Here is an 11,668-nt window from a genome sequence, read left to right as displayed (position 1 = left end):
AGGTTGTCCCGAGGTCTATCCACAGCTCGACTTGCCTGCTCCACGCGGGTGATCTAGCTTCGCCGCGCACGCGTGTGCCCCACGGCGGGTGATCGCTGACCGCGCGGCGCTGGAGGAGGTGACAGGTCCCGGTGGCGCTGCCTGACGAACGGGAGGACCACTACGCCGAGGAGGGGCCCGCGGACGGCACCTTCGAACGGCAGCCTCCGCAGGACCTGGCGGCCGAGCAGTCGGTGCTCGGCGGCATGATGCTCAGCAAGGACGCGATCGCCGACGTCGTCGAGGTGCTGCGGCCCAACGACTTCTACCGGCCCGCGCACCAGGCGATCTACGACTGCGTCCTCGACCTCTACGGGCGCGGTGAACCCGCGGACGCCATCACGGTGTCCGCCGAGCTCGAACGCCGCCAGGAGCTGCTCAAGGTCGGCGGCGCCCCGTACCTGCACACCCTCATCGCGACCGTCCCGACCGCGGCCAACGCGGGCTACTACGCCGAGATCGTCGCCGAGAAGGCGGTGCTGCGGCGCCTGGTCGAGGCGGGCACGCGCATCGTCCAGCTCGGCTACCACGGCTCCGAGGGAGCGGCGATCGAGGAGGTCGTCGACCGGGCCCAGGCCGCGATCTACGACGTCACGGAACGCCGCACCAGCGAGGACTACGCGGCCCTGGAGGAACTCCTCCAGCCGACGATGGACGAGATCGACGCCATCGCCTCCCGCGGCGGCGAGTCCCAGGGCATCCCCACCGGCTTCGCGGACCTCGACGCCGTCACCAACGGTCTGCACCCCGGCCAGATGATCATCGTCGCGGCGCGTCCCGGCGTGGGCAAGTCCACGCTGGGACTGGATTTCGCCAGGGCGGCGTCGGTGAAGCACGGGCTGGGCAGCGTCATCTTCTCGCTGGAGATGGGCAAGACCGAGATCGTCATGCGGATGTTGTCCGCCGAGGCGCGGATCCGGCTGGCGGACATGCGCGGTGGTCGGATGAGCGACGACGACTGGACCCGGTTGGCCCGGCGGATGAGCGAGATCAGCGAGGCGCCGCTGTTCGTCGACGACTCGCCGAACCTGACGATGATGGAGATCCGGGCGAAGGCCCGGAGGCTCAAGCAGCGCCACGACATCCAGCTGATCGTCGTCGACTACATGCAGCTGATGACCTCCGGCAAGCGCGTCGAGTCCCGCCAGCAGGAAGTCTCCGAGTTCTCCCGGAACCTCAAGCTGCTCGCCAAGGAACTCGAAGTTCCCGTCGTGGCGATCTCCCAGCTCAACCGAGGACCCGAGCAGCGCACGGACAAGAAGCCGCAGCTGTCCGACCTCCGCGAGTCGGGCTCCCTGGAGCAGGACGCGGACATGGTGATCCTGATCCACCGCCCGGACGCGTTCGAGCGCGACGACCCGAGGATGGGCGAGGCCGACCTGATACTGGCCAAGCACCGCGCCGGTCCGACGTCGACGATCACCGTGGCGCACCAGCTGCACTACAGCCGCTTCGTCGACATGGCGCAGGAATAACCGGGCGAGCTGCGGGGTCTGGAATAGCTGCACCTGAACTGCACTTGTGCGGCTATTCGTGAGACGCGCCGTCGGGCCGCACGCTTGCGCAGGTGCCAGTGCGCGTTTCCCAGCGCGCGATCAGTCTCCCCGTCGCGCGTCGGCGTGGCGGGCGAGCCGGCTGGACAGTGCTCGCACCAGGTCGCGGAGGGCGTCGGGTTGTTCGACGACGAACGGCCGATCGAGCGCGGCGAGCAGGGGTGGTATCCATTCGAGCCGTTGTGCCCGTATCCGGGCCCGCACCCAGGCGGGATCGATCTCCTCCAGTGTGGCGACGGACGGTGGGAAGACGGAGCGGATCTGTTCGGGCGTCGATCGAATCCGCACGGATACCTCGTGCTGGTACGGCGTCTCGGCGATCGCGGTCAGCACCCGCTGGGCCGGGTCGAATCGTGCAGCAGCCGCCCACGATGCGGTGGGGAAACCGCTCCCTGCTGTTCCGCGACCCCGACGGCAACCTGGTCAACTTCTTCACCCCGCGCACCGACGAGGCCCGCGCAAGGCTCGCCCGCTGACCGGCCCTGTCAGCGGCCGGGCGATCGACGCTGGGAAATGCCACCAGGCTGAGGCTGATCACAGTGACAACGCTCAGCGGCCCGCGGCGGCGATGCGCTACGACTCGGCGAGTTCGGCGAGCCTGTCGAGGGAGGCCCGGAGCCGGTCCGCGGTGGTGCTGCGGGCGCGGGCCAGGCGGTTCTCGTCGGTCAGGCGGGACCAGTCGTAGGTGTGCGTGACCCGGGTGCGTCCCTCGTCGAGCGGTTCGAGTTCCCACCGCCAGAGGTGGCCGGGCGGTTGCTTGCCCGGTTCCGACGGGAGCCAGGCGATGCGACGTGCCTCCTCGAACTCCACCACGCGGTTCTCCCGGACGCTGCCGTAGGTGAGCGTCACCGTGAACACCTCGCCGGTGGCGCGCACTCGCTGACCTTCGGCGGCTTCGCCGAGGTTGTCGTTGCCGTCCCAGCGCGGCTGTTGCGCCGGATCGGCGATCAGCTCGAAGATCCGCTCGGCACTGGCGGCGATCTCGCGGTGGCTGGTCACGATGGTGGGAGTCCGCGCGTCGTCGGTCACGTCCTGATTGAAGCACCTGAGGCCGCGGGCAGGAACCCGATCGCGTCCGCCGCAGCGCGTTGTGGGGCCCCGGCGAGCGGCGGAAAACCGGTTGCCGGGAGGTCGGGGCGCACGGCATGTTCTGCGGTGCCACCGACGTCCCGGGCTGGAGCCGCCATGACGTTGCCGGAACCGGTTCGCCGACTGCCGCTGGACGACCTGTCGCACCTCGCCGAAGTGGTCGGCGACGCGCGGGTCGTGGCGATCGGCGAGAACAACCACCACATCCGCGAGTTCGGGCTGCTGCGCGAGCGCCTGCTGCGGTTCCTGGTGACCGAACTCGGTTTCGGCGTGCTCGCGTACGAGTCCGGCTTCGCGGAGGGGCACCTGGTCGACGCCTGGATCCGCGGCGGCCCGGGCGATGTCGCGGCGGTGGCGCGGGACGGGTTCACCTTCCGCTTCGGCGACGCGGTCGAGGTGCGGGACCTGCTCCGCTGGCTGCGGGAGCACAACACGGGTGGCGGCCGGGTCCGGTTCGCGGGGTTGGACGTGCCCGGCTCGGGTGGCTGCGCGCTGCCCGCTCTGCGGCTGGTGCGCGAACACCTCGCCGCGCACGCCCCGGATCAGGTGTCCTTCGTGGACGCCGCGATCGAGGCCACCCGGAGCTACGCCGCCGCCAACAACTCCGCCGCAGCCGCGCGGTACGCGGCGCTGAGCGGCGCGGAACGGGACGTGGCCACCGCCGCGTTGTCCCGGCTGCTGCTCCGGCTCGACGCGATCCGGTCCGAGGAGTCCGCGACGGCAAGGCACCTCGCGCTCGGCGCGCTGCGTCTCGACGAGCACATGCGTGAGATCGCCGAACTGCGCGAGATCGCCGAGCTGGTCGATCCACAGGCGCCCGTGCTGATGCCGTCCTCGCGGGACGTCCACCAGGCCGACACCGTGCGGTGGCTCCGGGAGCGCACCGACGAACGGATCGTGCTGATGATGCACAACGGCCACGCCCAGCGCGTGCCCGTGCAGCTGCTCCCGGGCGTCCGGATCCGGTCCGCGGGCAGTTGCCTGGCCGCCGAGCTCGGGAACGACTACGTCGTCCTCGGCGTCACCGCGGGCAGCGGCAGCACCACCGACGTGCGTCTGGACGACCGGGCCAGGCAGGGCTTCGAGGTGATCTCCCGGCCGCTCGGCCCGCTCGCCGAGGACAGCGTGGAGCACGCCGCCGCAGCGGATGACGAGCCGGTGCTGCTGGACCTGCGGCCCGCTCGCGGGCTCGCCGGGCCCGCCATGATCCGACACGCGGCCACGCACGTCCCGGTGGACGTCCCGGCCGCTTTCGACGGGCTGATCTGCCTGCCGACGATGAGCCCGAGCTCGTTCGCGGTCGCCGAGGGGGGAGCCGACGGTGCTCGGGCCTGACCAGGTCGACCGGTTCGTCGCGGACGGTTTCGTCAAGCTGGACGGGGCTTTTCCGGTCGACGTGGCCGAACGCTGCCTCGCCGAGCTGTGGGAGGCGACCGGGTGCTCCCGGGACGATCCGGCGACGTGGGCGCGACCGGTGATCCGGTTGGGCGGCTTCGCCACGCCTCCGTTCCTCGCGGCGGCGAACACGCCGGTGCTGCACGAGGCGTTCGACGCGCTCGTCGGGCAGGGGCGGTGGGTGCCGCCGCGGGCGTTGGGCACGTTCCCGGTCCGCTTCCCCGGCGGCGGCGCACCCGGCGACGACGGGTGGCACGTCGAAGCCAGTTACCCGGGACCGCGGGGCGAGTCCCGGGTCAACCTCCGCTCGCGCGGGCGGGCGCTGCTGATGCTCTTCCTGTTCTCCGAGGTCGGGCCGGACGACGCGCCGACGCGCATCCGCGTCGGCTCGCACCTCGACGTGCCACCGCTGCTGGCGGCGGCGGGCGAGGACGGGCGCGAGTGGATGTCGCTGTGCCGGGACGCGGTCGCGGTGTCCGAGCACCGCCCGCTGGCGCTGGCCACGGGTGCGCCCGGTGACGTGTACCTGTGCCACCCGTTCCTGGTGCACGCCGCCCAACCCCACCGGGGCACCGCGCCGAAGTTCATGGCGCAGCCGCCGCTGGTCCCGGTGGAACCGCTGGACCTGCGGGCGGACCCGCCGATGCCGGTGGCCCGGGCGGTGCTCGACGGTCTCGGGCGGTGAGCGTTCAGCGCCGGGGCGCCAGCGGTGGTTCTCGGACCTCGGCCGCGCCCGGCCCGCGCGGCGACCGGTCAGTCCACGACGAGGACGATCTTGCCGGTGGTGCGGCCGGTCTCGCCGAGTTCGTGGGCCTTGGCGGCTTCGGCGAGCGGGAAGGTGGCGGCGATGGTCGGGACGAGCGTGCCGTCGGCGACCATGTCGGCGATCGCGGTCATGCCCGCGTGGTCGGCCTCGACGACGAGTTCCTCGCCGCGCACGCCGCGGGCTTCGGCGGCGGCCACGAGTTCCCGGCGGCCGGTGGGCAGGATCGACACCAGCGTTCCGCCGCTGCGCAGCGTGCGCAGCGAGCGCGTGCGGGTCTCGCCGCCGATCGTGTCCAGCACGACGTCGACGTCGCGGACGGCCTCGGCGAAGTCGGTCTCGCGGTAGTCGACGAGTTCGTCGGCGCCGAGGCCGCGCAGGAAGTCGTGCTTGGCGGCGCTGGCGGTGCCGATCACGTGCGCGCCGCGCGCCTTGGCGATCTGGACGGCGAAGTGGCCCACGCCCCCGGCGGCGGCGTGCACGAGCACCCGCTGGCCGGGTTCGAGCCGGGCGGTGTCCACCAGGGCCTGCCAGGCGGTCAGCGCGGCGAGCGGGACGGCGCCGGCGCGCACGTGGTCCACATCGGACGGTTTGGGGGCGAAGGCGCGCGCGGGAGCGGTGACGTACTCGGCGTGCGAACCGACCCCGTGCGGGTACGGCAGCATGCCCATGACTTCGTCACCTGGTTTGAACAGGGTCACCCCGCGGCCGATCTCCTCGACCACTCCGGAGACGTCCCAGCCGAGGACGAAGGGCGGCTGCCCGAGGAACATGCCCGAGGCGCGGTGCTTCCAGTCGGTCGGGTTGACGCCCGCGGCGCGGACCCGCACCAGCAGTTCGCTGATGCCCGGTTCGGGTCGGGGCAGCTCCACTTCCCTGAGGACCTCGGGTCCGCCGAGGACGTCCTGGCTGATCGCTCGCATCGTTGTGCTCATGGCTCCAGGTTGCCCCGGGGCGCGAGGGGTCGAAAAGCACCTGCCGTTGACGTAGGCCAGACTCGCCGAGCACGCGCGGATGGGCGTGCGGACGTTCGCCCGCCGGTTCCGGGACGAGCCCGGGGAGGTGGCTGATCCAGCAGCCGTGGCGCTGGCGAGGCACCTCCTGGAGTCCGGACCAGATCGCGATCCCGGGTCGGTTTCCGCACCGCCGCGTCGTTGCGGCAGCACCTGCACGCCGCGATCGGCGTGTCGCCGCTGGCCAACCGCCGCACGTTCCGGGTGGCCGCGCTGCGCGACCGGTGGCGCGGAGTGCCGCTGCCCGGGTGTGACGGGGCCTACACTCCGAGGTGAGTGGTGTTCGGTGAGTGCGGGTGGTCACCATGACAACCCGACGGGTGGGCTGGCTTCCCGACGACCTCACGAGCTTCGTGGGCCGCCGCGACGCGATAGCGCAGGTCAAACGGCTTCTGTCGGAGTCCCGGCTGGTGACCCTGACCGGCGTGGCCGGGGTCGGCAAGTCCCGGCTGGCCTGCCGGGTCGCGCGGGATCTGCGCCGGGCGTTCCCGGGCGGCGTGTGGCTGGTGGAACTGGCCAAGGTCACCGAGTCCGAGCAGATCGCGGGCGTGCTGGCGGCGAGCCTGGGGCTGCGCGAGCAGTCGTCCGGGCCGGAGGACGCGCTCACCGCGCACCTCGCCGGACGACGGACGTTGCTGTTGCTGGACGGCTGCGAGCACCTGCTGGACGGCTGCGGGCCGCTGGTGCGGCAGCTGCTGGACGCGGCGCCGGAGCTGCGGGTCCTGGTGACCAGCCGGTCGCCGCTGGGCATCGCCGGGGAGCAGATGTGGCCGGTGCCGCCGATGTCGGTGCCGCGCCTGGACCGGCAGGGCAACGTGGTGCAGCGGACCGTCGGGGCCGAGTCGCTGGAGCTGTTCGCCGACCGCGCGGCGGCGATGCTGCCCGGCTTCGCGGTCGGTCCCGGCAACGAGGCGCTGGTGGTCCGGTTGTGCCAGCAGCTCGACGGGTTGCCGCTGGCGATCGAGCTGGCCGCGGTGTGGATGCGTTCCCTGTCGGTGGAGGAGATCCTGGACCGCCTCGCCGACCGGTACCGGCTGCTGACCACCGGCGACCGCAGTGCGGCACCCCACCACCGGACGCTGCGGGCGGCCGTCGAGTGGAGCTTCGACCTGTGCTCGCCGGTCGAGCGGGCGCTGTGGGCGCGGCTGTCGGTGTTCTCCGGTGGCTTCGAGATGGACGCGGCCGAGGACGTGTGCGTCGGCGACGGGGTGGCTGCGGAGGAGGTGTTCGGCGGGATCGCCGGGCTGGTCGACAAATCCGTGCTGACCAGGGAGGACCGCAACGACGCCCGCGCCAGGTACCGGTTGCTGAAGACGATCCGCGAGTACGGCCGGGAGCGGCTCGGCGGTGGCGGGAGGGAACTCGCGCTGCGGCGTCGGCACCGCGACCACTACCTGATGCTGGCCGAGCACGTGGACGCGGAGTGGCTCGGGCCGAACCAGGTGGAGTGGCTGACGCGGTTGCGCCACGAGCGGGAGAACCTGGCCGCCGCGCTGGACTTCTGCCTCACCGAGCCCGGTGAGGGCCAGGAGGGGCTGCGGATGGCGGCCGCGCTGCGGTTCCTGTGGGTCGCGGACGGCTCGCTGCGCGACGGCCGCCGCTGGCTGGACGGCGCGGCGCGCGTCGCACCCGAGCCGACGCGCGAGCGGGCCCGCGCGCTGGCGGTGGGCGGGCTGGTCAGCGGGTTGCAGGGGGACACGCGGACGGCGCGGGCGCTGCTCGCGGAGGCGCGGGCGACGGCCGAGGACACCGAGGCCCGCGACGTGCTGGCCTCGCTCGCGCACACCGCCGGGACGGTCGAGCTGCTCGGCAACGACCAACGGGCCGCCGTGGAACAGCTGGACGAAGCGCTGCGCGGCGAGGAGCTGCTGCGGCACGACGGCATGGCGGTGCTGAGCCTGCCGAACCGGGCGCTGCTGGCGGTGTTCGCCGGGGACTTCGAGCGGGCGGTGGAGCTGTGCGAGCGGTGCCGGGAGATCTGCGAGGAGCACGGCGAGCTGTCGGCCCGGTCGTGGGCCGAGACGGTGCTCGGTCTCGTCCGCTGGCGCCAGGGCGACGTGGCGGGGGCGGTGGCGCTGCTGCACGCGGCGTTGCGGGTGAAGCGGCTGTTCGGCGATGTCATGGGGATCGTGACCGCCGTCGAGGTGGTGGCGTGGGTGGAGGCGTCGCGCGGGCGGGCGGCGTCCGCGGTCCGGTTGCTCACCGCGGTGGAGAAGCTGTGGCAGCCGCTCGGCGCGCACCTGTTCGGGGTCGAGCCGTACCTGTCCTGGCACGCCGACGCCGAGGCGCGGGCGAGGCAGCGGTTGTCCGCCGCGGAGCTGCGCTCGGCGCGGCTGCGGGGAGCGGCGTTCGGCCTGGACGACGCGGTCCGCCACGCGCTCGGTGAGCAGCAGGAGGCGTATTCGGACGCGCGGGCGCCGGTTGCGCTGACCCCGCGGGAGCGGCAGGTGGCGCGGCTGGTCGCCCAGGGCCTGTCGAACCGGCAGATCGCCGAGCAGCTGGTGATCGCCAAGCGGACGTCGGACAGCCACATCGAGCACATCCTGGCCAAGCTCGGGTTCACGTCCCGAGCCCAGATCTCCGCGTGGGTGGCCGAGCAGTCGGCGGAGTGATCAGGCGGTCAGGCCGAGCGGACGTGCCCGGGCGCGGCGGGCCGCCGAGACGACGGCCTGCCACGGCGGGGCGGCGTGGTGCGGGCCGCGCACCCACCGGGTGTCGTCCGGCGGCGGCAGCGCGAGGCGGCGCCCCGCGCGCACGCCCGTGACGCCGGCCGAGGTGAGGTCGTCCGGCACCACCCGGTCGCCGTCGGGCTGGGTGAGCAGCAGCCAGTGGTCGCCCACCACCAGCGCGGGTCCGGCGAGCAGGTGCACGGTCAGCACGTGCTGGACGTCGTGCGCCCAGTCGGCGGGCACGAGCACGGCGCTGACGCGCCCGCCGACGATGAGGGTCGGATTTCCGGTGCGGTGGTCGGGTTCCACCCACCAGCCGTAGGAGCGGTACTGCGTGCTGTGGTCCATCGTCCTTGGGGAGAGCGTTGCGGGTGTCGGCATGTGTCAGCGGAGCGGGTGCGGCGGCTTCCTGGCGCCGCCTCGTCGGACGGGTGGCACCCGCTCCGCTGAGGGGAGTGCCGAGCTGGCGGCGTCTGGGGCACGTGGCCGCCGCTCGGCCCGGTGGATACCTCCTCCCTCTTTCCACATGCCGTTGTGGGGACGTCGGTGGTCGGCGCGAGCCCAGGTGAGTGGGTCGGCCGGGTGGGCCTGCCGCGGGCTTCGCGGGCCCACCGTTTCCCTTCGGGGGTCCGGTGCTTCGTGACCGAACGTCCGAAGTGTGGACCTAAGACCCTGGTGTCCGGGGCGGGACATGTACCGATGCGCGTACCGAAGTCCGCGTCCGTATCACTCTTCCGAGTGAGCCGACACGGGGTCCGAACCCCGGGCGGGCTGCGCGGGCGAGCGGACGGCGATCCCTAACCTCGGAGCTCCCCGGTGATCGAGTTCGAGGAGGAGTCATGCGCACGGTCTTCCCGCACGGGGATGTGGACGCTTTCGAGGCCGCCCGCGCCGAGCTGGCGGAGCGGTTCGGCGGCGCGGCGGAACCGCTGGACTGCCTGCTGGAGGACCGGTTCGCCCGGGACGGCCTGCTCGCCTGGTGGACCGAGGAGGACCTGGAGCGCTTCCTGCTGGAGGTCGCCCCGCGGCGGCTGGTCGTCGCGGACTGGTCGGCGGTACCGGAGTTCCTGCACTCGTGGGTGGACTTCCTGGCGGGCGAGGGCCTGCTGTCGTCGCCGAGCCCGGTCGGCGCGCTGCACCGGGCGATCGACCGGGCGGTGCCCGGTTTCCTCGCGGCGATGGCCGACCCGGCGAGCTGGGGCCCGGAGAAGTCCTGGTCCGCGGCGATGCGCGAGTGCGGCGTCGACCCCGCCGACGACGCGCGGGTGGCGGAGTTCCTCGCCGCGGTCGACGAGGGGGCGGTGGAGGTCGACGAGGAGGGCGCCGCCGAGCAGGCGGACGACGCTCCGGCGGTGTGGCTGCCGCCGGTCGCCGTCGCCGAGGAGGAACCGCACGCCGCGACCGCGGCCGACTGCCCGCTGCTGCACCGGATCCGCGCGGTCCTGGACTGGGTGGGCGAAGGCCGCCCGGTGCCCCGGGAGTCCGATGTGGACGGACTGGCGGCGCGGCTGTCGGTGGACCGGTTCACGGCCGGGCTGCTGGTCGAGTGGGCGCGCGAGGCGCACCTGCTGCGCCGGGTCCACGACCGCCTGGTGCCGACGCTGCTGGCGCGTCCGCTGTCGGCCGAGCCGGACCTGCTGTGGAGCAGGCTGTGGCAGAGCTTCGTGCTGCTGGACGGCTTCACCGACGACGGGGAGCTCGACTCCGAGGACTTCGTCGAGGTGGTGCAGGCGGTGCTGTGCGCCCTGTACCCGCACGCGGACGCGGTCCCGCTGGAACTGGTGACCGACCTGGCGTGCCGGGTGCTGGACGGGACGTCCCGGCAGGCGGTGCACCGCGCGGTGACCCGGATCGTCGACCAGTGGGAGTCGATGGGCGCGCTCCGCCGCTACGAGACGACGGCGCCGGACGTGCTCGCGGAGATCGCCGAGCTGGTCCCGGCCGACCCGGACCCCACCATGGTCGAACTGCTGTCCGCGGGGGTCTGGGCGGCCCGCGGTTCGCTGCGCGCCTTCGGCTTCCTGGTCCCCGAGGTCGCCGACCTGGTTCCGCGACCGGCGGAGCTGCTGGCCCTGCTGGTCCCGGAGTGCTCCCCGGACGTGCTGGCCGAGCTGGTCCCGGCGTGGATCGCGCACCGGGGCGCGCCGGACGCCGCCGCGGAACTGGCGGCGCTGCTGCGCCGCGTGGACGACCCGTCGCTGCGCCTGACCGCGCTGTGGCTGCTGGAACGCACCGGCGACGACGGGGTGGCCGCGGTGCGCGGCCTGGCGGACGACCCGGTGGTGGGTCCGGCCGCCCGCGTGTGGTTGCAGGCCCGCGGCGCGTCCGACGACGTGGCCCGCCCCGAGGACGAGGTGTGGGTCGCGCTGGACGGCCTGGCGGCCTCGGACGCCCCGCACCTGCTGCTCGCGGAACTCCGCCGCCACTCCGCGGCCGAACAGCTCGACCTGCTCGAACGCGTCCCGACCGCGGGCCACGCCCAGGCCCCCGAGGTCCTGGACACCATCGCCCGCCACCACCCCGACGCGGAGATCGCGGCCGCGGCCCGGCGCTGCCTGGAGCGCGTGGGGTGCTGATTGCAACTCGGCATTACCCGTGCGGCTGACGCCAGCGGTGGCGTACCGGTGCCCGGATGCCCTACCGTGACCTGCGGAAACATCAGACCGTTCCAGCAGTCTTCAGTGACGTAGGACACACCTTGGTGTGTGTGTAACGACAGCCGGTGGTGCGTCGATATTGAGGATGACCCCGCGGTGCTGTCGGACCCCCGACCTGGCAGCATCGCGGGGCTTTCCAATTCCGGACGTCCCCGGATCCCGGGCCGCTCGGCCCACCAGATCTCCGAACGGATCAACGCCCCCGTCCGCGGGGTCGTTCCGCCATGCCCCGTGAAGCCCGACACGCATTGAGGAGGGAGCCGATGGAAGCCGTGATCGTCCTGATCGGCACCCTGGTGCCGACGATGGCCGCCACCGCTTTCTACGTCGGCGACCGCCGCGCGGCGAGACACCACCGCCGCGACTGACCGGACGACCCGTCGGCGTCCGGTGGCGCCCCCGTGACGCGCCGCCGGACCGGAACCTGCGGTCCGCCGCGACGAGCGCCGACGGCAGCGGCGGGCGCAGCGCCCGGCAGCCGCTCGGCGCG

The 11,668-nt window shown here is 73.2% G+C and carries 9 protein-coding genes and 2 pseudogenes; 7 read left to right on the top strand and 4 right to left on the bottom strand.

What is annotated here, in order from left to right; translation table 11 throughout:
- Positions 1-131: 131 nt before the first annotated feature.
- Positions 132-1,514, top strand: coding sequence for a replicative DNA helicase (dnaB, locus tag NV263_RS30285; protein ID WP_263250231.1), 1,383 nt, complete (start codon positions 132-134; stop codon positions 1,512-1,514).
- Between the two features lie 120 nt (positions 1,515-1,634).
- On the opposite strand, the pseudogene NV263_RS30280 reads toward dnaB, so the two are convergent.
- A pseudogene (locus NV263_RS30280) lies at positions 1,635-1,943 on the bottom strand (transcriptional regulator); the annotation flags it as partial.
- Between NV263_RS30280 and NV263_RS30275 the strand changes: the two are divergent.
- Positions 1,943-2,068: pseudogene (locus NV263_RS30275) on the top strand (VOC family protein); the annotation flags it as partial. The pseudogenes NV263_RS30280 and NV263_RS30275 sit on opposite strands and share 1 nt — an antisense overlap.
- A 97-nt stretch (positions 2,069-2,165) precedes the next feature.
- Here the strand turns inward: NV263_RS30275 and NV263_RS30270 are convergent.
- Complete coding sequence (locus NV263_RS30270; protein WP_263250230.1) at positions 2,166-2,621, bottom strand: SRPBCC family protein; 456 nt, start codon at positions 2,619-2,621, stop codon at positions 2,166-2,168.
- A 156-nt stretch (positions 2,622-2,777) separates the two neighbouring features.
- Between NV263_RS30270 and NV263_RS30265 the strand changes: the two genes are divergently transcribed.
- A complete protein-coding gene (locus tag NV263_RS30265) occupies positions 2,778-4,016 on the top strand; it encodes an erythromycin esterase family protein (RefSeq protein WP_263250229.1) in 1,239 nt (412 codons plus the stop codon).
- The gene (locus tag NV263_RS30260; protein ID WP_263250228.1) at positions 4,003-4,761 is read left to right on the top strand and encodes a phytanoyl-CoA dioxygenase family protein; all 759 of its coding nucleotides are present in this window, start codon (positions 4,003-4,005) and stop codon (positions 4,759-4,761) included. Before NV263_RS30265 ends, NV263_RS30260 begins: the two co-directional genes overlap by 14 nt.
- 68 nt (positions 4,762-4,829) lie before the next feature.
- Here NV263_RS30260 and NV263_RS30255 read toward each other — a convergent pair whose 3' ends face one another.
- Positions 4,830-5,774 carry an NADP-dependent oxidoreductase gene (locus NV263_RS30255; protein ID WP_263250227.1) on the bottom strand — a complete coding sequence of 315 codons (945 nt, stop codon included), beginning with the start codon at positions 5,772-5,774 and terminating at the stop codon, positions 4,830-4,832.
- A gap of 219 nt (positions 5,775-5,993) precedes the next feature.
- Here NV263_RS30255 and NV263_RS30250 point away from each other — a divergent pair, with 219 nt between their 5' ends.
- Together NV263_RS30250 and NV263_RS30245 are read left to right on the top strand one after the other, a co-directional pair.
- Positions 5,994-6,128 (top strand): hypothetical protein, encoded by a 135-nt coding sequence (locus tag NV263_RS30250; protein ID WP_263250226.1) that lies wholly within the window; start codon positions 5,994-5,996, stop codon positions 6,126-6,128.
- A 29-nt stretch (positions 6,129-6,157) separates the two neighbouring features.
- Entirely contained in the window at positions 6,158-8,464 is a 2,307-nt protein-coding gene (locus tag NV263_RS30245; RefSeq protein WP_263250225.1) for an ATP-binding protein, read from the top strand.
- Here the strand turns inward: NV263_RS30245 and NV263_RS30240 are convergent, their stop codons facing one another.
- Positions 8,465-8,869 (bottom strand): hypothetical protein, encoded by a 405-nt coding sequence (locus tag NV263_RS30240; protein ID WP_263250224.1) that lies wholly within the window; start codon positions 8,867-8,869, stop codon positions 8,465-8,467.
- A 491-nt stretch (positions 8,870-9,360) separates the two neighbouring features.
- On the opposite strand from NV263_RS30240, the gene NV263_RS30235 reads away from it, so the two are divergent.
- Positions 9,361-11,097, top strand: a complete 1,737-nt coding sequence (locus NV263_RS30235) for a hypothetical protein (RefSeq protein ID WP_263250223.1) — start codon at positions 9,361-9,363, stop codon at positions 11,095-11,097.
- The last annotated feature ends 571 nt before the right edge of the window (positions 11,098-11,668 follow it).

Origin of the sequence: Saccharopolyspora rosea (assembly GCF_025643595.1) — a bacterium.
In the GTDB taxonomy this organism is placed as follows: Bacteria; Actinomycetota; Actinomycetes; order Mycobacteriales; family Pseudonocardiaceae; genus Saccharopolyspora; species Saccharopolyspora rosea.
Note: the sequence above shows the minus strand (reverse complement) of the source record. Positions and strands in the feature narration are given on the sequence as shown.